The organism is Cupriavidus sp. KB_39, from assembly GCF_052114485.1.
In the GTDB taxonomy this organism is placed as follows: domain Bacteria; phylum Pseudomonadota; class Gammaproteobacteria; order Burkholderiales; family Burkholderiaceae; genus Cupriavidus.
Map to the genome: position 1 here is coordinate 44271 of NZ_JBFREV010000020.1, position 21718 is coordinate 65988.

The following is a 21718-nucleotide window of genomic DNA, read 5'->3' on the forward strand; positions in this document are numbered from 1 at the left end:
CGCCATCCTACGAATTCCAGAAAAGGGCTCCCCATGCGACTCCTCCACACCATGCTCCGCGTTGGCGACTACCAGCGCTCCATCGACTTCTACACGCGCGTGCTCGGCATGCAGCTGCTGCGCGAGAGCGACAACCCCGAGTACAAGTACCGCCTGGCGTTCGTCGGCTACGGCCCCGAGAGCGAGACGGCCGTGCTCGAGCTGACCTACAACTACGGCGTGGACCAGTACGACCTGGGCACCGCCTACGGCCACATCGCGCTGGAAACCCCGGACGCCGCGGCGGCCTGCGAGCGCATCCGCGCGGCGGGCGGCAAGGTCACGCGCGAGGCCGGTCCGGTCAAGGGCGGCACCACGGTGATCGCCTTCGTCGAGGATCCGGACGGCTACAAGATCGAGCTGATCGAGCGGCATTCGACGCGTGACGCGTCGCGCCCGTAAGCCAGCCCGATGAACACGCAAGCCCTGACGCGGCGCCCGCTGGACGGCACGGCCATCGGCCTGATGGTGTTGCTGTGCGCCGCCTGGGGCCTGCAACAGGTGGTGATCAAGGTGACGGCGCCGCTGATGGGCGCCGTGCTCCAGGCCGGCGTGCGCTCGGCGATTGCGGCGCTGCTGGTGTTCGCCTTCGCGTCCTGGCGCGGCACGCCGCTGTGGCAGCGCGACGGCACGCTGCGCCCCGGGCTGGTGGCCGGGCTGCTGTTCGGCGCCGAGTTTTTCTGCATCTTCGTCGGGCTGGGCCACACCACGGCCTCGCGCATGGCCGTGTTCCTCTACACCGCGCCGATCTTCACGGCGCTGGGCCTGCACCTCTTCGTGCCCGGCGAGCACCTGCGGCGCGGCCAGTGGCTGGGCGTGGTGCTGGCGTTCTGCGGCATGGCGCTGGCCTTTGTCGATGGCATCGCGGCCACCTCGGCGCATGCCAGCACGCTGCTCGGCGACGCGCTGGGCGTGGTCGCCGGCGCGCTCTGGGCGGCCACGACCATCGTCGTGCGCGCCAGCTCGCTCTCAAGCGCCCCGGCCAGCAAGACGCTGCTGTACCAGCTGGCGGTCTCGGCGGTGCTGCTGCTGGCGATGGCGCTAGCGGCGGGTCAGGCCGGGCGGGTGGAAGTCAACGGGATGGTGGTGGCGAGCCTGTTCTACCAGTCGGTGCTGATCGCGTTTGCGAGCTACCTGATCTGGTTCTGGCTGCTCAGGCAGTACCTGGCGTCGCGGCTGTCGGTGTTTTCGTTCCTGACACCGCTGTTCGGCGTAGCCTTCGGGGTGCTGCTGATGCACGACGCCGTCGGCCTGCGCTTCGGCGCGGCGGCGGTGCTGGTGCTGCTGGGGATCGTGCTGGTGAACCGGAAGGGCTGAGGCACAGGCACCGCGATCAAGCTCGCGGCGCCTGTCATCGAACGACTTAGCGCGGGAACGAGAACATTCCGAGCGCGTCGCGTACCTCTTCCAGCGTCTGCTGGGTCAGTTCGCGCGCTTCGGCCGTGCCCTTGCGCAGGATCTCGAACACATAGCCCGGGTCCTTCGCCAGTTCCTCACGGCGCTCGCGGATCGGGCGCAGCATCTCCTGCAGGATGCCTTCCACACGGCGCTTGAGCACCATGTCGCCCAGGCCGCCACGGCGGTAGTGGTCCTTMAGCTCGGTCACTTCCTCCACGTTCGGATCGAACGCATCGAGGTARGTGAACACGACATTGCCCTCCACCTGGCCCGGATCGGACACCTTCAGGTGGTTCGGGTCGGTGTACATGCGGTGCACCGCTTCCTTGATCTGCTCGGGCGAGGCGCCCAGCGGAATCGCGTTGCCCAACGACTTGCTCATCTTGGCCTTGCCATCGACACCCGGCAGGCGGCCATGCTTGGGGATCAGCGCGGCGGCTTCGGGCAGCACRTCGCGACCCACCTGATGGTTAATCCGGCGCACGATCTCGTTGGTCTGCTCGATCAGCGGCGCCTGGTCCTCGCCCACCGGCACCAGCACGGCCTTGAAGCCGGTGATGTCCGCCGCCTGCGAGGCGGGATAGCACAGGAAGCCCGCCGGGATGTCACGGCCAAACCCGCGCGCCTGGATCTCTTCCTTGATCGTCGGATTGCGTTCGAGGCGCGCCACCGTGACGAAATTCAGGTACATCAGCGTCAGTTCGGCCAGCGCGGGCAGGTGCGACTGCACSGTGATCGTGGTCTTGGCCGGGTCGATGCCGACGGCCAGGTAGTCTAGCGCCACTTCCAGCACGTTGCGCCGCACCTTTTCCGGATCGTGGGCGTTGTCGGTCATGGCCTGCGTGTCCGCCAGCAGCACGTACTGCTTGTGCGAGTCCTGCAGGGCGACGCGGCTCTTGAGCGAGCCGACGAAGTGGCCCAGGTGCAGCGGGCCGGTGGGGCGGTCACCGGTCAGGATGACGGGACGCGGGTCGGTTTTCGCGGTTAGCGTGTTGGCGGTCATAAGCGTCGCTGGAACTTCGGAATATTCGAAAAAATTCGGAAAACGGAAAACTATGCGTGATTCAGGCCACGCCGCGCGCGGGGCGGGGCGCGGCGCTGTCGCCGACGGTGCGCGCCAGCTCGACATACTCGGCCACGGGCACTTCCTCGGCGCGGCGGGTAAGGTCGAAGCCGAGCTTGTCGAAGTCGACCTGATCGCGCAGGAAGGACAGCGTGTTGCGCAGCACCTTGCGGCGCTGCGAGAACGCGGCGGTCACCACGTCGCCCAGCACGCCTGCGTCGCAGGCGGGGTACGGYGAGCGCAGCCGGCCATCCTCGCCGCGCGGCCACGGGATCATGCGCACCACGGCAGAATCGACCTTGGGCGGCGGATTGAACGAGCCAGGTGGCACATCGAGCACATGTTCCATGTGATAGCGCACCTGGAGCATGATCGACAGCCGCCCGAAGGCCTTGCTGCCCGGGTCCGCCACCATGCGCTCCACGACTTCCTTCTGGAGCATGAAGTGCTGGTCGCGCACCTGGTCCGCGAAGTCCATCAGGTGGAACAGCAGCGGGCTGGAAATGTTGTACGGCAGGTTGCCGACGATGCGCAGSGGGCGGCCGGTCTCGTGCAGCTTGCCGAAGTCGAACGCCAGCGCGTCGCCGGCGTGCACGACCAGCCGGTCGTTGTAGCGGCGGCGCAGGCGGTCCACGAGGTCGCGGTCCAGCTCCACCACTTGCATCTGCGGCAGGCGCTCGAGCAGCGGGTCGGTCAGCGCGCCGAGGCCCGGGCCGATCTCGACCACGATGTCATTCGGTTGCGGATCGATCGCGCCGACGATGCCGTGGATGATGCCGTCATCGACCAGGAAGTTCTGTCCGAATCGTTTGCGGGCCACATGGCCCTGGTGCACGTTTGAACGCATGGTGTCTGCGGCTGGCGGTCAGCGGGTAGCGGGCCACACGCCGGCATTGCCGTCGTGATGGCGCCCGTTGGCGTGGCCAGCCATGGTAATGGCACTGCGGATGGCCTCGATCATGCTGCCGTGCTCGGCGCGGCCGCTGCCGGCCAGGTCGAGCGCGGTGCCGTGGTCCACCGAGGTGCGGATAAAGGGCAGGCCCAGCGTGATGTTCACGCCGTGCCCGAAGGTGCCGTACTTGAGCGGCGCCAGTCCCTGGTCATGGTACATCGCCAGCACGCAGTCCGCGTCGCGCAGGTGGCGCGGCTGGAACAGCGTGTCGGCTGGATAGGGGCCGCGGGCGTCGATGCCGGCATCGCAGGCCAGGGACAGGGCGGGGCCGATCACGTCGATCTCCTCGCGCCCCATGTGGCCGCTCTCGCCGGCGTGCGGGTTCAGGCCGGTCACCAGGATGCGCGGCCGGGCGATGCCGAAATGGCGACGCAGGTCGGTATCGATGATGGTCAGCGTCTCCACCAGCATCGGGATGTCGAGTGCGTCGGGCACCGCGCGCAGCGGCAGGTGCGTGGTGGCCAGCGCCACGCGCAGCATGGCGTTGTCGTGGGCCGGCTGCGGGCCGGCCAGCATCATCACCACACGCGGCACGGCGGCGCGCTCGGCCAGGTATTCGGTGTGGCCGGTGAACGGCACGCCCGCGTCGTTGATCGTGCTCTTTTGCACCGGCGCGGTGATCATCGCCGCGTATTTGCCGGCCTGCAGGCCGTCGATGGAGGCGTCCAGCAGCGCCAGCACGTAGCGGCCGTTGCGGGCGTCGAGCTTGCCCGGCTCACTCTGCACGCCGAGCGGCACATCCTCCACCACCACCCCGCCTTCGCCGATCTGGCGCGTCCAGGCGTGGCCGACGCCCAGCGCCGCGGCCCGGCTGGCCAGCAGACGGGCATCGCCCAGCACATGGAAGCGGTAGTGCCCGTTGCGGTTGCCATTGCTGCCGGCAAGCTGCAGCAGCGCCCCGATCGTGATGTCGGGGCCGATGCCGGCAGGTTCTCCGGTGGTAATGGCTAGCGCGAGCGGGTCGGGCATGGATGGGGTGGGGTCGGGGGCGCCGGCGGATCAGCGCTGGCGGTTGATGCGGTATTCCACGTACGCCGCGCTGCGGAGCTGGCGCACCCAGTCATCATAGGCGGCGCGCAGCTTCTGCTCCCGGACTTCCGAACGGGCGAAGTCGCGCTGCTTCTCCGCCGACACCTCGGTCTCGCGGCGATTCATCACCTGGATCAGGTGCACGCCGAACTGGGTGACCACCGGGTCGGAGATTTCGCCCGGACGCAGCCGGTTCATGGCCTGCTCGAACTCGGGCACCAGTTCGCCCGACGAGACCCAGCCCAGGTCGCCGCCCTGCTGGGCCGAGCCGTCCTGCGAGAAGCGGCGCGCGAAGTCGGCAAAGTCGCCGCCGTGCGTGATGCGGTCGCGCAGCGTCGTCATCTGGCGGCGTGCCTCGGCCTCGGGCATGTTCGGACCGGTGCGCACGAGGATGTGGCGCACCTGGGTCTGCGTGATGCGCTCGCTGGCCTGCGGCTGGTCGGCGGCCGGCGCGGCGCGCTTGGCCATCAGCCGGATCACATGGAAGCCGTTGGCCGACTCCACCACCTCGGGCGCCAGTGCGCCGGGCTGGAGGTCCACCACGGCGTTGGCGAACAGCGCCGGCAGGCGGCCGATCTCGCGGAAACCGAGCGCGCCGCCCTGCGCCGCCTCAGGTGCTTCCGAGTTGGCCTTGGCCAGCGCGGCGAAGTCCGCCCCGCCCTGCGCCTGCTTCAGCAGGCCCTCGGCCTTGGTCTTCAGCTCGGCCTTCTGGGCGTCGGACGCGTTTTCGGGCACGCGGATCAGGATCTGGGCGACGTTGTACTCGGTCGGCCCGGCCGGCGCGGCGCCGCCCTTGCGCGCGGCGAGGTAGTTGTCGATCTCGCCGTCGTAGACCTGCACCTTGGAGTCGACCTCGCGCTCGCGCAGGCGAATCACCTGCACCTGCTTGCGGAGTTCGTCACGATACTTGGTCCAGCTCATGCCGCTGGCTTCCACGCGGCTGCGCAGTTCGGTRGCGGTCAGGCGGTTCTGCTGCGCCACGGACTCGATGGCGCGGTCGACTTCCTGGTCGGTCACGCGGATGCCGGCGTCCTGCGCGGCCTGCGTCTGCACGCGCTCCATCACCAGTCGCTCGAGCACTTCGCCGAGCAGGTCGGCGCGCGGCGGCACCTCACGCTGCGCGGCGCGCAGCTGGCTCTCGATCTCGTCGGCGCGGTCCAGCAGCTCGCGCCGCGTGATCACGCTGTTGTTGACCACCGCCACCACTTCATCGACAAGCTGCGAGCGCTTCTGGCCCGGCTGCGGCACGCCCATCTGCGGCTCGCTCGGCGGCACGGCCTGCTGGGCGGGCTGCTGCAGGAAGATGCCCGAGGTGCGGCCGCTGCCGCTGCCGCTACCGGAAAGTGACGGCTTGCCCGAGGGCGCCGACGGGGCCTTGAGCTGCGCCACGGCTGGCGCGGCCAGCGCGGCAAGCACGGCAGCCATCGCCACGTGCCACAGGGGGTTGGATCGGGACAGCGCGTTGGAAGCTCGACGTTTCATCTTGGTCCGTCATTCATAGTGATCGTACTGGGACGTGGGCACCGGACGTGCGGTAACAGGCTCGTAGCCGGGCACGTTCAGACGCAGCATGTCCAGCGGGTTGGAACCGATCTTGGACAACCCGCGGAATTCCACCTGCAGGAAGAACCGGCCGGTATAGCCCTGCGTGGTGTTGCGGAAACGCTGGTATACCACGCGTCCCACCCAGCAGTCGGCGGCGTATTCGATGCCGGCCAGCGCATCGACCAGCTGGTTGGCGGTCTGGTCGAACGCCACCCGGCCAATACCGTAGGTGCGGCGCGTGATCGGCCACTGGCTCGACAGCTCGAACTGGTCGATGGCGGAGTTATCGGTCACCGAGGTCGGCCGGCGGTAGCGGTAGCCCACGTTGACCAGCTTGCGCGACTCCGGCCGCCACGCGAACGCCACGTTCGAGTAATTCACGCGGTTGTCCTCGGGGCTGTACTGGATGCCCGCATCGAGATAGTAGCCGCGGAACAGCTGGATCGTGGTAGCTGCGAGCAAGTCAGAATAGCTCGGCTTGGTATCTGTGGATGTACCGGTCAGCTGCACGCGCTGGCCGGTGAAGTCCACGCGCTGCGCCAGCGTGCCGCGGAAGCGCTCGATGCCGGTMTCGGACTCGATCAGGCGCGTGGTCACGCCCGCCGTGAGCTTGTTGTTGTCGGCGATCCGGTCATTACCGGTGAACGCGTTCTCGCTGAAGATCTGCCCATAGCCAAAGTCTGTCTGGACAGTATCGAACAGCGGGAACTGGCTCTGGTCGCGGAACGGCGTGTAGACGTAGAACAGGCGCGGTTCCAGCGTCTGGGTGTAGTTCACGCCGAACAGYTTGCTYACGCCRGGCGCCGCGCGGTCGAACACCATGCCCGAGTCCAGGCTCACCGTGGGAATGGCGCGGCCGAAMGAGTTCTGCGCGCCGGTGGTGTTGGTGCCGGTGTCCATGTTGTACTGCGCGGCGTTGAAAATCACCTTCGGCGTCACGAACCAGCCCGGGCGGATGATCGGGTAGCTGATCACCGGCTGGATGAACGCGCGGTTGCCCTCGGGCTGCTGGAAGCCGGTGGACGTCAGCGGGATCCGGAAGCGGGTGTAGTCGGCTTCCACCGAGATATCGAAGCCGCCGAAGTCATAACGCGTGTAGCGGGCGTTCAACTGCGGCTCGCGCTCGTACGACGGCTCGCTCGGGCGCAGCGTCTGGAACTTCTGCACCCGTGCCATGAACGTGAAGTCCTGCCAGTTGTAGATCACGCCGCCTTCCTGCGTGTACTGGCGCAGCGTGGACTGGGAGACCGAGCGCGTCAGGTCGTCCGGATACTGGTCGTCGGACACCTTGCTGACGTTGGCATACGCCGTCATGCCCGGAATGATCCGCTGGGTGTGCTGGAACGAATACGCCCAGCGGTCACGCTCGGCCTTCCTGTCGTCCGGCAGGAATTCGGCCCGCAGGCGGCCCGAGTAGCCATCGCCGAGGTAGCGGTAGTCGCCGCCCAGCTGCACGCCGCGCGAGGTCAGCAGGCGCGGATAGAGCGTCAGGTCGCGGTTCGGCGCCAGGTTGAAGTAGTACGGCACTGTCAGGTCGAGCCCCGACTTGGAGCTGTACCCCATCAGCGGCGCCAGCACCCCGCTGCGGCGCTCGTCGTTCAGCGGGAACGAGAACGCCGGCGCGCCGGCGATCGGCACGTTGAAGAAGCGCAGCACGCCGCCGTAGGCGGTACCCACCTGGCGGTCGCTGTCGATGTCGATGCGGTTCGCGCTGAAGTACCAGTCGGCGTTGTCGGGCGAACAGGTCGTGTACGACGCCTTCTTCATCGTGCTGCGGTCGGGGTCGATGAAGTCGATGCGCTCCGCGCTGCCCGCGCCGCCGGTCTGGTGGAAATAGTAGTCGGGCGAGAGCATGTAGCCCTCGTTGGCCTCCACGCGCAGCTTGGCCTCGGGGCCCACGGCCAGCGTGCCGCTCTTGGACAGGCGCACGTTGCCCGTGGCATGGGCCTCGTCGGTGTCCTGGTCATAGGTCACCTTGTCGCCCTTGACCACGGCGCCGTCTCGGCGCAGCTCGGCATTGCCCTCGAGCGCCACGCCCTTTTCGCTGAAGCCGGTCAGGCTGTCGCCCGAGACATAGGCCGGGGCGTTGGGGTTCGACGGGGTCGAGCTCGGCGCGATGTTCATGCTGCTGGCCGTGGCCGCCTTCGGCGGCGCCTCGTCCAGGCGCGGCACCAGCACGCCGGCTTCCGGCGYGGGCGGCGGGGCTTCGGGGGTCTGGGTGACCGCCGGCTCGGCGATGTCGATGTTCGGGATGGCCGAGCCCGCGCCATATTGCGCGTGCACGCTCACCGACAGGCCCGCCATGGCCAGCACGAGCGGACGCAGGGTGCTGGCCGGCAAAGCGGCACGCATGCGCCGCGGCAGGCCGCGCAGCGCGGGCGGTCGGGTGGCCGGATGATGCGGTGATCGTTGTTGTTCGGTCATGCGGACGGTTATCGGTCGGCTCGGCGCCGGGCTGCGGAACGGTCCCGCGAACGGTTCCGTACTTCCCGCCAACCCTTGCCGGAGCAGGCTGCGGGGCAACAAAGGCCCCTCCCGGGGGCCACCCGGCGCCCGGGTCTGGTCGGGTATTATACGGGGCATCGTATCCACCCAATCCGGCATGGCAGCACTTATTCACGACCCAACCTCCGACCCGCGTATCGCCCAGCTCAAGAGTTGGGTCGCCGGGCTCGGCGCCACATGGTCGATCGACCCCGACTCCTGCGCCCCGGCATCCGCCGACGCCAGCTTCCGCCGCTACTTCCGCGTGCGCACCGGCCATGCCGCCCATCCGACGGCCATCGTCATGGACGCCCCGCCCGCGCACGAGGACTGCCGGCCGTTCATCCACGTGGCCGGGCTGTTCGGCGAGGCCGGCGTGACCGTGCCCACCGTGCTGGCCCAGGACCTGGCGCAGGGTTTCCTGCTGCTGGCCGACCTCGGCAGCCAGACCTACCTGTCGAAGCTGGACGCCTCGTCCGCGCGCGGCCTCTATGACGACGCCGCCGCCGCGCTGGTCAGGATCCAGCTGGCCACCCGCCCCGGCACGCTGCCCGCCTACGACMGCGCCCTGCTCCAGCGCGAGCTGGACCTGTTCCCCGAGTGGTACGTGGGCCGCCACCTGGGCGCCACGCTGAACGACGCCCAGCAGGCCGACCTGCGCGAAGTCTTCGACGCCGTGCTGGCCAACAACCTGGCCCAGCCGCAGGTCTACGTGCATCGCGACTATCACTCGCGCAACCTGATGGTCCTGCCCGATGGCGCCAACCCCGGCATCCTGGACTTCCAGGACGCCGTGATCGGCCCGGCCACCTATGACGCGGTCTCGCTCTGGCGCGACGCCTATATAGAGTGGGACGAAGAGCAGCAGCTCGACTGGCTGATCCGCTACTGGGAGCGCGCGCGCAAGGCCGGGCTGCCGCTGAACGCCGATTTCGGCGCCTTCTACCGCGATTTCGAGTGGATGGGCCTGCAGCGCCACCTGAAGGTGCTCGGCATCTTCGCCCGCCTGTACCACCGGGATGGCAAGGACGGCTACCTCGCCAACCTGCCGCTGGTRCTCAAGTACACGCGCAACGTGGCCGGCCGCTACACCGAGCTGCGCAAGCTGGTGCGGCTGCTCGATGCCCTGGAAGGCACCGAGCGCCCCGCCGGGTTCACGTTTTGAGCGCCGCCCCCGCTGATCCTGCATCGCCCAGCCCCGCGCCGGTCACCCGTGGCGGGGAATGGTGGGCCGGCGTGCGCGCGCTGGCGCCGATGCTGCTCGGCGTGGTGCCGTTCGGCCTGATCTATGGCGTRCTGGCGGTCAATGCCGGCATGCCCGCCTGGCTGGCCTGCGCGATGAGCGCCATCGTGTTCGGCGGCGCCTCCCAGATGATCCTGACCCAACTCTGGGCGGCCGGCACGCCGGCGCTGGTGATCGCCTTCACCGTGGCGATGGTCAACCTGCGCCACGCGCTCTATTCGGCCACGATCGCCCCGTCGCTGGCACCGCTGCCGCGCCGCTGGAAGGCGCTGGTGGCCTACCTGCTGACCGACGAGGCCTTCGCCGCCATGACGCGCCGCCTGGGCGATACCGGCGAGCGGGCGCGCTACCGCCACTGGTTCTACTTCGGCGCCGGCTTCTCGCTGTGGTCGAGCTGGCAGCTCTCCACGCTGGCCGGCGTGCTGGTCGGCGCGCAGGTGCCGCAGGACTGGCCGCTCGATTTCTTCCTGCCGCTGACCTTCATCGCCATCATCGTGCCGAACCTCAAGCACCGCGCCCACGTGGCCGCCGCGCTGGTGGCCACGGCGCTGGCGGTGGCCTGCTTCGGCCTGCCGCACAAGCTGGGCCTGATGGTGGCCGCGCTGGGCGGTATCGCGGCGGGCATGCTGCTGCTCGGGCGCGGGCACCCCACGCCGGGCCGCAGCCCGCGCAAGGAGCCGGCGGCATGAATCCGATGACCTTGCTGTGGGTGTTTTTGGGCGCCGGGCTTGCCACGTACCTGATCCGGCTGTCGTTCATCGCCGTGGAAGGCCGCGTGCGGCTGCCGTCCTGGTTCCGCACCGCGCTCCAGTTCGTGCCGGCGGCGATGCTCTCGGCGCTGATCGCCCCGGACCTGCTGATGCACGACGGCGCGCTCTACCTGAGCCCCTATAACACCCGGCTCGTGGCCGGGCTGGTGGCCATCGTCATCGCCGCCTACACGCGCAGCGTGGGCTGGACGATTGCCGGCGGCATGGCCACGCTGATCGCCCTGGAGTATTGGTTGTGAACACCCTGAAAGCGATGATCTTCGCGGCGGGACGCGGCGACCGCATGCGTCCGCTGACCGATACCTGCCCCAAGCCGCTGCTGCGCGTGGGCGGCAAGCCGCTGATCGTCTGGAAGATCGAGGCGCTGGCGCGCGCCGGCTTGACCGACATCGTCATCAACCATGCCTGGCTCGGCGAGCAGCTGGAAGCGGCGCTCGGCGACGGCTCGCGCTTCGGYGTGCGCCTGCACTGGTCGGCCGAAGGCAGCGCGCTGGAGACGGCTGGCGGCATCGCCAAGGCCCTGCCGCTACTGACGCCAAACCCTGACGCCGGCGAGATCTTCCTGGCCGTGTCGGGCGACATCTTCTGCGACTTCGACTACGCCGCGCTGCTGCCGCGCGCCCGCGCCATGGCCGGTGCGGAGCGACCGATGATGCACCTGGTGATGGTGCCCAATCCGCCCTTCCACCCGCGCGGGGACTTCGCGCTGGGCGCCGACGGCCTGCTGCGGCTGCCCGATGATGCGGGGGATGCCGTGCCGCTGACCTTCGGCAATATCGGCCTGTACGACACGCGCCTGTTCCGCGAGATCGCGCCGGGTCAGAAAGTGGCGATGACGCCCTATTACCGCGCAGCGATTGCCAGCAGCGATGCCACCGGCGAACGTTTCGACGGCCGTTGGGAGAACGTCGGCACGCCGGCGCAGCTGGCCGCGCTGGATACCGAGTTGCGCGCCGAACTGGGCGTGCCCGCCACCGGCACCGGCGGCGCCTGAGGCGCCCGCGCCACCAGCCAGGCTCCCAGCGGGGCCACCCGCACGCCGACGGGTTTAGAATCGGCATCATTCCCCACCTCGCCACCTCGCCACCCACTCCATGTCCGCACCCGACTCCGCCCTGCTTGGCGCCTGCCGCGACCGCCGCGCCCGCGTGCTGCAACATCTGCGCGCCGGCGGCGGCGGCGTGGCCATCGTGCCCACCGCGCCCGAGGCCATGCGCAACCGTGACAGCGACTATCCCTATCGTCACGACAGCTATTTCTATTACCTGACCGGCTTCACCGAGCCCGAGGCGGTGCTGGTGCTGGTGGCCGGCGCGCCCGGGGAAGGCGCCGGCGCGGACCGCAGCATCCTGTTCTGCCGCCCCAAGCACGAGGAGCGCGAGATCTGGGATGGCTTCCGCCATGGCCCGGAAGGCGCGCGCGCCGCGTTCGGCCTGGACGAGGCGCACTCGGTGGAGGAAATCGACGCCCTGCTCCCGCCGCTGCTGGCCAATCGCGCCCAGGTGGCCTACCCGCTGGCCGCCTCGGCCGAGACGGACCTGAAGGTGCGCGGCTGGCTCGACGCCGTGCGCATGCAGGGCCGCGCCGGCGTGGCCGCACCGTCCGCCGCGCTCGACGTGCGCACTATCCTCGACGAAATGCGGCTGTTCAAGGACGCCGGCGAGGTGGCGATCATGCGCCGCGCGGGCGAGATCTCGGCCCAGGCGCACGTGCGGGCCATGCGCGCCTCGCGGGCCGGGTTGCGCGAATATCACCTCGAAGCCGAACTGCTCTACGAATTCCGTCGCCATGGCGCGCAGAGCGTGGCCTACAACTCGATCGTGGCCACCGGCCCGAACGCCTGCGTGCTGCACTACCGCGCCGGCCCGGCCGAATTGCGCGACGGCGACCTGTGCCTGATCGACGCCGGCTGCGAACTCGACGGCTATGCGTCGGACATCACCCGCACCTTCCCGGTCTCGGGCCGCTTCTCGCCCGCCCAGCGCGAGCTGTACGACCTGGTGGTGGCCGCGCAGGACGCCGCCATCGCCGAGACGCGCGCCGGCGTGCCGTACAACGTGCCCCACGACGCCGCCGTGAAGGTGCTGGCGCAGGGCATGCTCGACACCGGCCTGCTCGATCGCAACAAGGAAGGCACGCTCGACGACGTGCTGGCCAGCGGCAGCTATCGCCGCTTCTATATGCACCGCACCGGCCACTGGCTGGGCATGGACGTGCACGACGTGGGCGAGTACCGCGCGCCGGGCCCGCTGCCCGCCGGCCATGAGGGCGAGCGGCCGTGGCGGCCGCTGGAACCCGGCATGGTGCTGACCATCGAACCTGGTATTTACGTGCGCCCGGCTGAAGACGTGCCGGAGCGCTACTGGCATATCGGCATCCGGATCGAGGACGACGCGGTCGTCACCGCCGGCGACTGCGACCTGCTCACGCGCGGCGTGCCGGTCAAGGCCGATGACATCGAAGCGCTGATGCGCGACAACCTGGGAGACATCGCACGATGAAGACCCTGCTCCGCAAGCTGTTCAGCGGTGGCGGCACGCAACACACGCATTCCAGCAAGCCCGCAGCAGCGCGGCAAGTGGTGCCGGGCGAGCCGTTCGTGATCAATCTGTATGACGACCGCCTGGTCGTGCATCGTCCTGACGGCCAGCGCGAGGAACTCGCCTGGGACGCGCTGGAACGCGTGATCGTGCGCGTTTCCGACCGCGCGCCGTGGACCGGCGCCGCCTGGCTGATCCTGGCCGGCGACGCCGAGAGCAAGCAGGGCTGCGTGGCCCCGCTGGACGCCGCCAACGGCGATGCGCTGGTGGCGCACCTCCAGGCCCTGCCCGGCTTCCACCAGCAGAAGCTCGACAACGCGCTGCGCGATGCCGCCGCCGGCAAGTCGCGCACGGATGCCGTGCTGTGGAAGCGTGCCGCGGCGAATGCGGCGAATGCGGCCGATACGGCCCAATCCGGCGAGGAAGCTCCTGATGACAAGCCCCGTGACCCTCAGCACCACTCCCAGTCCCAGCCACAGTCCGGCGCCCAGCCCTGAGCCGTTCGACATCGCCATCGTCGGCGGCGGGCCCGTCGGCCTGGCGCTGGCGGCGCAGTTGCTGCGCACCACGCCGTGGCGGATCGTGCTGATCGATGCGGCCACGCCGGCCCGCGCCGCGCGGGACCCCCGGGCGATTGCGCTGTCGCACGGCAGCCGCCAGCTGCTCGAGCAGATTGGCGCGTGGCCGATGCCGGTGCAACCTATCGAGCACATTCACGTGTCGCAGCGCGGGCGCTTTGGCCACGTGAAACTGCATCACGACGACTACGGCGTGCCGGCGCTCGGCTATGTCGTGCGCTATGGCGACCTGTGCCAGACGCTGGAACGCGCGCTGGCTCGTGCCGCGGACGCCGCGCCGGGCCGCCTGGCGCGCCAGTTCGAGACGCGCATCGACGACATCGCGCAGGACACCAAGGCCGAGCGGCAGGAAGATGCCGCGCTGGTGCGGCTGACCGGCACCTCGCATGCCGATCAGGTCGGGCTGCCCATGGCGGTCACGGCGCGCCTCGCCGTGCAGGCCGAAGGCGGACTGTTCCACCAGCGCACGCAGCGGCTGGCGCGCAGCGCCGAAACCTCCCGGCGGCGCGACTACCAACAGACGGCCATCATCGGCCATGTGACGTGTACGCAACCGCGGCGAGGCTGGGCTTGGGAGCGCTTCACCGAGGAAGGGCCGCTCGCGCTGCTGCCGCATGACGAACACGGCACTGCCGGCTATGCGATGGTCTGGTGCTGCCCGCCCGATACGGCCATGCGGCGGCTCGCGCTGTCCGATGCCGAATTCGCCGCGGAACTGGGCGAGGCGTTCGGCTCGCGCATGGGCCGCTTCACGCTGGTGGGCAAGCGCCACGCGTTCCCGCTGGGGCTGAATGCGGCGCCGGTGACCGTCGATGGCCGCATCGCGGCGGTCGGCAACGCCGCCCAGACGCTGCATCCGGTGGCCGGACAAGGGTTGAACCTTGGCCTGCGCGATGCCTTCGCACTGGCTGACTCGCTGCGCGCCGGCTGCACGCCGCAGGCGTTGCAGGCCTTCGCCGGCCGCCACCGCGTGGACCGGGCGATGACCATCGGCGTGACCGACCTGCTGCCGCGTGTCTTCGGCATCGGCGGGCCGCTGGCGGCCCATGCGCGCGGGGCGTCGCTGGCAGCGCTGGCCTGCGTGGCGCCGCTCAAGGACGCGCTGGCGCGCCACATGATGTACGGCGCGCGCCGCTGATCCCTCGTGGGGGGCGGGCACCGTGCCACGCAGGCACGGCCCGCCCCCTCATCCATGATATTTGCTCATTTCTTGGGCAACCCGGTCCGTTTGGCGGTAAAATCCCGCCCTCGCGCCTTCCCCCAGTACCCGTTTACCGAACGCGCCATGTGACGCAAAACCGTCACGTGCGCCTGTTCCATTCGCTATTCCTATCGTGCAGATCGGTCCGCATCGTCTTCGCAACAACCTGTTCGTCGCCCCCATGGCCGGGGTGACGGACCGGCCGTTCCGCCAGCTGTGCAAGCAGCTGGGCGCGGGCTACGCGGTGTCCGAGATGGTGGCGTCCAACGCCCAGCTCTGGAAGAGCGAGAAGACCATGCGCCGCGCCAACCACGCGGGCGAGGTGGAGCCGATCTCGGTGCAGATTGCCGGYGCCGAGCCGGGGATGATGGCCGAGGCGGCCCGCTACAACGTGGACCGGGGCGCGCAGATCATCGACATCAATATGGGCTGCCCGGCCAAGAAGGTCTGCAACGTGGCGGCCGGGTCGGCGCTGCTGCAGAACGAGCCGCTGGTGGTGCGCATCGTCGAGGCCGTGGTGGGTGCCGTGGGCGACCGCGTGCCCGTGACGCTGAAGATCCGCACCGGCTGGGACCGCGAGCACAAGAATGCGCTGCGCGTGGCGCGCCTGGTGGAAGACGCCGGCATCAGCATGCTGACGATCCACGGGCGCACCCGCGCGGACCTGTACCACGGCGAGGCCGAGTACGAGACGATTGCGGCGGTCAAGCAGTCGATCCGGATTCCCGTGGTGGCCAACGGCGACATCACGTCGCCGCAGAAGGCGCGCGAGGTGCTGGCCGCCACCGGCGCGGACGCGATCATGATCGGCCGCGCGGCGCAGGGCCGGCCGTGGCTGTTCCGCGAGATCGAACACTTCCTGGCGACGGGCGAGATGCTGCCGTCGCCCGAGGTGGCCGAGATCCGCGCGATCATGAACCATCACCTGGCCGACCACTACGCGTTTTACGGCGAGTTCACCGGCGTGCGCACCGCGCGCAAGCACATTGCCTGGTACACGCGCGGCCTCAAGGGCGCGAACCTGTTCCGGCATCGGATGAACACGCTGGAGTCCACCACGGCGCAGCTGGAGGCCGTGAACGCCTTCTTCGACGAGCAGGCGGCGATTTCCGACCGCCTGGTCTATGTGGAAGACGGCGACGCCACGGCCGAAGGCCAAGATAAGAACGCCGACAACAACAACAAGAACAAGGAATTGCTTGCCGCATGAGCCGCAACGCCATCGATCAATGCATCCGGGACAGCCTGGATACCTACTTTCGCGACCTGGACGGCGAAGAGCCGTCCAATATGTACAACATGGTGCTGGAGGCCGTGGAACGGCCCCTGCTGGAAGCCGTGATGGCGCGCGCAGAGCGCAACCAGTCGCTGGCGGCCGCCTATCTCGGCATCAATCGCAACACGCTGCGCAAGAAGCTGCAGCAACACGGTTTACTTTGAAGCGTTCCCCCAAGCCATGATCAAGCAAGCCCTTCTCTCCGTTTCCGACAAGACCGGCATCGTCGATTTCGCGCGCGACCTGAACGCGCTCGGCGTGGTGCTGCTTTCCACCGGCGGCACCGCCAAGCTGCTGGCCGACGCCGGCCTGCCCGTGACGGAGGTGGCCGACTACACCGGCTTTCCGGAAATGCTGGACGGCCGCGTGAAGACGCTGCACCCCAAGGTGCACGGCGGCATCCTGGCTCGCCGCGACCTGCCCGAGCACATGGCCGCGCTGGCCGAGCACCAGATTCCCACCATCGACCTGCTGGTGGTGAACCTGTACCCGTTCCAGCAGACCGTGGCCAAGGATGACTGCACGCTGCCGGACGCCATCGAGAACATCGACATCGGCGGCCCGACCATGCTGCGCTCGGCGGCCAAGAACCACCGCGACGTGACCGTGATCGTGGACCCGGCCGACTACGCCGTGGTGCTGGACGAAATGCGCGCCAACGCCAACAGCGTCGGCTACGACACCAACTTCCGCCTGGCCACCAAGGTCTTCGCGCATACCGCCCAATATGACGGCGCGATCACAAACTACCTGACCAGCCTCGGCGCCGACAAGTCGCACCAGGCCCGCAGCGCCTATCCGAAGACGCTGAACCTGGCCTTCGAGAAGGTGCAGGAGATGCGCTACGGCGAGAACCCGCACCAGTCGGCTGCCTTCTACCGCGACCTGAAGGCCGTGGACGGCGCGCTGGCCAACTACGTGCAGCTGCAGGGCAAGGAGCTGTCGTACAACAACATCGCCGACGCGGACGCCGCGTGGGAGTGCGTGAAGTCGTTCGATGCCGCCAACGGCGCCGCCTGCGTGATCATCAAGCACGCCAACCCGTGCGGCGTGGCCGTGGGCGTGAACGCGCTGGAAGCCTACGACAARGCCTTCAAGACCGACTCGACCTCGGCCTTCGGCGGCATCATCGCCTTCAACGTGGAACTGGACGAAGCCGCCGCGCAGGCCGTGGCGAAGCAGTTCGTGGAAGTGCTGATCGCCCCTTCGTTCAGCACGGCGGCCCGCAACGTGTTCGCGGCCAAGCAGAACGTGCGTCTGCTGGAGATTCCGCTGGGCAAGGGCGTGAACCAATACGACCTCAAGCGCGTGGGCGGCGGCCTGCTGGTGCAGGGYCCCGATGCGCGCAACGTGCAGCCGTCCGAGCTGCGCGTGGTGACGCGCCGCCATCCCACCCCGAAGGAAATGGACGATCTGATGTTCGCCTGGCGCGTGGCCAAGTTCGTGAAGTCGAACGCCATCGTGTTCTGCGGCGGCGGCATGACGCTGGGCGTGGGCGCGGGCCAGATGAGCCGCGTGGATTCCGCCCGCATCGCCAGCATCAAGGCGCAGAACGCCGGCCTGACCCTGGCGGGCTCCGCCGTGGCCAGCGACGCCTTCTTCCCGTTCCGTGACGGCCTGGACGTGGTGGTGGATGCAGGCGCAACCTGCGTGATCCAGCCGGGCGGCTCGATGCGCGACGACGAGGTGATCGCCGCCGCCGACGAGCGCAACATCGCCATGGTGCTGACCGGCACGCGCCACTTCCGGCATTGAGACGCGGCGGCGCATACTGAGGCGCCGGCCCTCTCCCCTCAGTGGGAGAGGGTCGGGGAGAGGGGTGGTCTAGCAAAGCACCACGACGAACGAAGCCCAAACAACACCATGCGCATCCTCGGCATCGATCCCGGCCTCCGCACCACCGGCTTTGGCGTGTTGGAAAAACACGGCAACAAGCTGGCCTACGTGGCCTCCGGCACCATCAAGAGCGACGGGAATTCCAGCCTCCCGGAGCGGCTCAAGACCCTTTACGACGGCATCTCCGAAGTCGCCCGCACCTATGCGCCCGACTGCGCGGCCATCGAGAAGGTCTTCGTCAACGTCAATCCGCAGTCCACGCTGATGCTCGGCCAGGCGCGCGGGGCCGCCATCTGCGGCCTTGTCGGCCATGGCCTGCCCGTGTTCGAGTACACCGCGCTCCAGTTGAAGGTGGCCGTGGTCGGCTATGGCCGGGCCAACAAGGAACAGGTGCAGGAGATGGTGATGCGGCTGCTGGCGCTGTCCGGCCGGCCGAGTTCCGATGCGGCCGATGCGCTCGGCGTGGCCATCTGCCATGCCAACGGCGGCGATACCCTCGGCACGCTGGCCGGCATGGCGCCCGACCTGGCCCGCAAGGGGCTGCGCGTGCGGCGCGGGCGCCTGGTCGGGTAGTCCGGCGCCGGACAGGCCAACTCCGGCCTCTGCTCGTACAATCGGCGTTCCGCCCCATCCCATGAACGCCGCGCGATGTCCTTCCTTCCCCGCCTGACCCTTGCCTTTGCCACTGCCACCCTGATTGCGGGCTGCGCCACGCCGCACCACGCACATAAGGACAAGGCGGCGGCCTCCACCGCGGCGGTCCCGGCGCCCGCCCCGGCCGCCCCGCCGGCCCCGAAAGCGCTGGTCATCGCCCATCGCGGCGCCAGCGCGCTGCGCCCGGAGCACACGCTGGCGTCCTACGCCAAGGCCATCGAGGACGGCGCCGACGTGATCGAGCCGGACCTCGTCATGACCCGCGACGGCGTGCTGGTCGCCCGCCACGAGAACGACATCACCGGCACCACCAATGTGGCCGAAGTGGCGGAGTTTGCCGACCGCAAGCGCATCAAGGTCATCGACGGGGAACGCCTGACCGGCTGGTTCACCGAGGACTTCACGCTGGCCGAGCTGAAGACGCTGCGCGCCCGCGAGCGCATTCCCAAGCTGCGCCCGCTCAACGCCAAGCTGAACGACCAGTTCGAGATTCCCACTTTCGACGAAATCCTGCGGCTGGCCTCGCAGGCGGCCATCAAGCGCGGCCGCCCGGTGGGGATCTACCCCGAGCTGAAGCACCCGAGCTACTTCCGGGGTATCGGCCTGCCGCTCGAGGAGAAAGTCGCCGCCGCGCTGCAGGCCAACGCCTACGCCCGCAGCGCGCCGGTCTTCGTCCAGTCGTTCGAAGTGGGCCCGTTGCGCACGATGAAGCGGCTGCTGGGCACCTCGATGCCGAACGTGAAGATCGTACAGCTGATTGGCAGCCCGTCCAGCCGCCCCGCCGACTGGCGCCTGGCCGGCGACACGCGCAACTACGCCGAGATGCTCACGCCACTGGGCCTGCGCGAAGTGGCGACCTACGCCAACGGCATCGGCCCCGAGAAGAGCAACGTGGTGCCACGCGACGCCCAGGGCGGGCTGGCCGCCCCCACGGCGCTGGTGGCCAACGCCCACGCGGCCGGGCTGACGGTCCACCCGTACACGTTCCGGCCCGAGAACAGCTTCCTGCCGAAGCCGTTCCGGGTGGCCGGCGATGACGCCACGCGCAGCCCCAACGGCCTGGTGCGCGAAATCCAGGCCTTCCTGGCCGCCGGCGTGGATGGCGTCTTCACCGACGACCCGGCGCTGGGCCGCCGCGCCGTGGACAGCGCACCGGAGCGATAACCCGCAGCGATAACCGCCAGCGCGCCACCCGCACGCGCTACACTTGCCGGCAATTTCGTCACCCCACCCTGCCCACCATGATCGGTCGCATTGCCGGCACCCTGCTTGAGAAGAATCCCCCGCACCTGTTGGTCGACTGCCACGGCGTGGGCTATGAGATCGACGTGCCGATGAGCACGTTCTACAACCTGCCCGCCGTGGGCCAGCCGGTGACGCTGCTGACGCAGCAGATCGTGCGCGAGGATGCCAACCTGCTCTACGGCTTCGGCTCGGCGTCCGAGCGCAACACGTTCCGCGAGTTGATCAAGATCACCGGCATCGGCGCACGCATGGCGCTGGCCGTGCTGTCGGGGCTGTCCGTGAGCGAACTGGCGCAGGTCGTCACACTGCAGGAGGCAGGCCGGCTGACGCGGATTCCAGGCATCGGCAAGAAAACCGCCGAGCGGCTGCTGCTGGAACTCAAGGGCAAGCTGGGGGCCGAACTGGGCCACGCGCCGGGCGCCACGCCCGTCGCCGACAGCGCCGTGGACGTGCTCAACGCCCTGCTGGCGCTGGGCTACTCCGAGAAAGAGGCCGCGCTGGCCATCAAGCAGGTGCCGGCCGGCACGGGTGTGTCCGACGGCATCAAGCTGGCGCTGAAGTCGCTCTCGAAGGGCTAGCGAAGGGCTAGCGCGAGAGGCAGCCGGCGTAGAATGACGGCTGTCCCGCATTCCACCGCCATGATCGAAACCGACAAGCTCACCGGCGCCGAGCGCCAGCCCGAACGGGTTATCTCGGCCACCCCCGCCTCCGCCCGCGAGGAGGCCTTCGAGCGCGCCCTGCGGCCCAAGCTGCTGGACGAGTACGTCGGCCAGGAAAAGATCCGTGGCCAGCTCGACATCTTCATGCACGCGGCCCGCAACCGCCGCGARGCGCTGGACCACGTGCTGCTGTTCGGCCCGCCGGGCCTCGGCAAGACCACGCTGGCCCACATCATCGCGCGCGAAATGGGCGTGAGCCTGCGCCAGACCTCCGGGCCGGTGCTCGAGCGCCCGGGCGACCTGGCCGCRCTGCTGACCAACCTCGAAGCCAACGACGTGCTGTTCATCGACGAAATCCACCGGCTCTCGCCGGTCGTCGAGGAAATCCTGTACCCGGCGCTCGAGGACTACCAGATCGACATCATGATCGGCGAAGGCCCGGCGGCCCGCTCGGTCAAGCTGGACCTGCAGCCGTTCACGCTGGTGGGCGCCACCACGCGCGCCGGCATGCTGACCAACCCGCTGCGCGACCGCTTCGGCATCGTGGCGCGGCTGGAGTTCTATACGGCCGAGGAACTGGCGCGCATCGTCACGCGCTCGGCCCAGTTGCTCAACGCGGTGATCGAGCCCCTGGGTGCGCTCGAGATAGCCCGCCGGGCGCGCGGCACGCCCCGTATCGCCAACCGGCTGCTGCGCCGCGTGCGCGATTACGCCGAGGTGAAGGGCGACGGCACGATCAGCCGCGAGACGGCCGATGCCGCGCTGGCGATGCTCGACGTGGACCGCGTCGGCTTCGACCTGATGGACCGCAAGCTGCTGGAAGCCGTGCTGCACAAGTTCGGCGGCGGCCCGGTGGGCGTGGACAACCTGGCGGCGGCCATCGGCGAGGAGCGCGACACCATCGAGGACGTGCTGGAGCCCTACCTGATCCAGCAGGGTTACCTGCAGCGCACACCGCGCGGCCGGGTGGCGACGGCGGCGGCGTACCGGCATTTCGGGCTCGCCACGCCGCAGGACGACTCCGGCAGCGATCTGCTTGAGACGCCCTGAGCGTCCCCTAAGCGTCCCCTAAGCGTCCCCTAAGCGTCCCCTAAGCGTCCGCTGAGCGTCCCCTAAGCCTCTCCCCAGACAAAATCRGCCGAATCCGGCCTGCTGCAGTGCGCAACGACCGCGCATTGCAGCCCGCCCCCGCCAGTTAAACGTTTT

The 21718-nt window shown here is 69.1% G+C and carries 21 protein-coding genes; 16 read left to right on the forward strand and 5 right to left on the reverse strand.

The features are described 5' to 3' along the window. Positions 1-33: 33 nt before the first annotated feature. Entirely contained in the window at positions 34-441 is a 408-nt protein-coding gene (gloA, locus tag AB4Z27_RS16190) for a lactoylglutathione lyase (protein ID WP_092291943.1), read from the forward strand. A gap of 9 nt (positions 442-450) precedes the next feature. Then, positions 451-1356, forward strand: coding sequence for a DMT family transporter (locus AB4Z27_RS16195; RefSeq protein ID WP_092291941.1), 906 nt, complete (start codon positions 451-453; stop codon positions 1354-1356). A gap of 46 nt (positions 1357-1402) precedes the next feature. On the opposite strand, the gene trpS is transcribed toward AB4Z27_RS16195, so the two are convergent. From trpS to AB4Z27_RS16220, 5 genes are all read right to left on the reverse strand, one after another. Continuing rightward, a complete protein-coding gene (gene trpS / locus AB4Z27_RS16200) occupies positions 1403-2440 on the reverse strand; it encodes a tryptophan--tRNA ligase (RefSeq protein WP_092291939.1) in 1038 nt (345 codons plus the stop codon). A 61-nt stretch (positions 2441-2501) separates the two neighbouring features. Further along, positions 2502-3347 (reverse strand): 16S rRNA (adenine(1518)-N(6)/adenine(1519)-N(6))-dimethyltransferase RsmA, encoded by an 846-nt coding sequence (gene rsmA / locus AB4Z27_RS16205; protein ID WP_092291937.1) that lies wholly within the window; start codon positions 3345-3347, stop codon positions 2502-2504. Positions 3348-3365: 18 nt separating this feature from the next. Beyond that, positions 3366-4421: a 4-hydroxythreonine-4-phosphate dehydrogenase PdxA gene (gene pdxA, locus AB4Z27_RS16210; protein WP_441644826.1), complete on the reverse strand. Its 1056-nt coding sequence runs from the start codon at positions 4419-4421 to the stop codon at positions 3366-3368. Positions 4422-4451: 30 nt separating this feature from the next. Further along, positions 4452-5963, reverse strand: a complete 1512-nt coding sequence (locus AB4Z27_RS16215; protein WP_441644827.1) for a peptidylprolyl isomerase — start codon at positions 5961-5963, stop codon at positions 4452-4454. A 9-nt stretch (positions 5964-5972) separates the two neighbouring features. Then, the gene (locus AB4Z27_RS16220) at positions 5973-8450 is read right to left on the reverse strand and encodes an LPS-assembly protein LptD (RefSeq protein ID WP_441644828.1); all 2478 of its coding nucleotides are present in this window, start codon (positions 8448-8450) and stop codon (positions 5973-5975) included. 178 nt (positions 8451-8628) lie between these two features. Between AB4Z27_RS16220 and AB4Z27_RS16225 the strand changes: the two genes are divergently transcribed. From AB4Z27_RS16225 to ruvB, 14 genes are all read left to right on the forward strand, one after another. Beyond that, complete coding sequence (locus tag AB4Z27_RS16225; protein WP_441644829.1) at positions 8629-9675, forward strand: aminoglycoside phosphotransferase family protein; 1047 nt, start codon at positions 8629-8631, stop codon at positions 9673-9675. An 89-nt stretch (positions 9676-9764) separates the two neighbouring features. Further along, positions 9765-10442, forward strand: a complete 678-nt coding sequence (locus AB4Z27_RS16230; RefSeq protein WP_255370732.1) for an AzlC family ABC transporter permease — start codon at positions 9765-9767, stop codon at positions 10440-10442. Continuing rightward, positions 10439-10762 (forward strand): AzlD domain-containing protein, encoded by a 324-nt coding sequence (locus AB4Z27_RS16235; protein WP_092291925.1) that lies wholly within the window; start codon positions 10439-10441, stop codon positions 10760-10762. Before AB4Z27_RS16230 ends, AB4Z27_RS16235 begins: the two co-directional genes overlap by 4 nt. A 5-nt stretch (positions 10763-10767) precedes the next feature. Then, the gene (murU, locus tag AB4Z27_RS16240; protein WP_092292149.1) at positions 10768-11517 is read left to right on the forward strand and encodes an N-acetylmuramate alpha-1-phosphate uridylyltransferase MurU; all 750 of its coding nucleotides are present in this window, start codon (positions 10768-10770) and stop codon (positions 11515-11517) included. Between the two features lie 100 nt (positions 11518-11617). Then, entirely contained in the window at positions 11618-13024 is a 1407-nt protein-coding gene (locus AB4Z27_RS16245; protein WP_441591709.1) for an aminopeptidase P N-terminal domain-containing protein, read from the forward strand. Next, positions 13021-13560 (forward strand): hypothetical protein, encoded by a 540-nt coding sequence (locus AB4Z27_RS16250; protein WP_255370716.1) that lies wholly within the window; start codon positions 13021-13023, stop codon positions 13558-13560. The genes AB4Z27_RS16245 and AB4Z27_RS16250 overlap by 4 nt, the downstream gene beginning before the upstream one ends. Beyond that, positions 13496-14779 (forward strand): UbiH/UbiF/VisC/COQ6 family ubiquinone biosynthesis hydroxylase, encoded by a 1284-nt coding sequence (locus AB4Z27_RS16255; RefSeq protein WP_092291921.1) that lies wholly within the window; start codon positions 13496-13498, stop codon positions 14777-14779. The genes AB4Z27_RS16250 and AB4Z27_RS16255 overlap by 65 nt, the downstream gene beginning before the upstream one ends. A gap of 196 nt (positions 14780-14975) precedes the next feature. After that, entirely contained in the window at positions 14976-16052 is a 1077-nt protein-coding gene (gene dusB / locus AB4Z27_RS16260; RefSeq protein WP_092291919.1) for a tRNA dihydrouridine synthase DusB, read from the forward strand. After that, the gene (locus tag AB4Z27_RS16265) at positions 16049-16282 is read left to right on the forward strand and encodes a Fis family transcriptional regulator (RefSeq protein ID WP_092291917.1); all 234 of its coding nucleotides are present in this window, start codon (positions 16049-16051) and stop codon (positions 16280-16282) included. The genes dusB and AB4Z27_RS16265 overlap by 4 nt, the downstream gene beginning before the upstream one ends. A 16-nt stretch (positions 16283-16298) precedes the next feature. Then, positions 16299-17873: a bifunctional phosphoribosylaminoimidazolecarboxamide formyltransferase/IMP cyclohydrolase gene (gene purH, locus AB4Z27_RS16270; RefSeq protein ID WP_092291915.1), complete on the forward strand. Its 1575-nt coding sequence runs from the start codon at positions 16299-16301 to the stop codon at positions 17871-17873. Positions 17874-17981: 108 nt separating this feature from the next. Further along, positions 17982-18527, forward strand: a complete 546-nt coding sequence (gene ruvC / locus AB4Z27_RS16275; RefSeq protein WP_092291913.1) for a crossover junction endodeoxyribonuclease RuvC — start codon at positions 17982-17984, stop codon at positions 18525-18527. 75 nt (positions 18528-18602) lie between these two features. Then, positions 18603-19772 (forward strand): glycerophosphodiester phosphodiesterase, encoded by a 1170-nt coding sequence (locus AB4Z27_RS16280; protein ID WP_441644830.1) that lies wholly within the window; start codon positions 18603-18605, stop codon positions 19770-19772. A 77-nt stretch (positions 19773-19849) separates the two neighbouring features. Beyond that, positions 19850-20431 carry a Holliday junction branch migration protein RuvA gene (gene ruvA / locus AB4Z27_RS16285; protein WP_092291909.1) on the forward strand — a complete coding sequence of 194 codons (582 nt, stop codon included), beginning with the start codon at positions 19850-19852 and terminating at the stop codon, positions 20429-20431. 60 nt (positions 20432-20491) lie between these two features. Beyond that, positions 20492-21562 (forward strand): Holliday junction branch migration DNA helicase RuvB, encoded by a 1071-nt coding sequence (gene ruvB / locus AB4Z27_RS16290; protein ID WP_092292147.1) that lies wholly within the window; start codon positions 20492-20494, stop codon positions 21560-21562. Positions 21563-21718 lie beyond the last annotated feature (156 nt).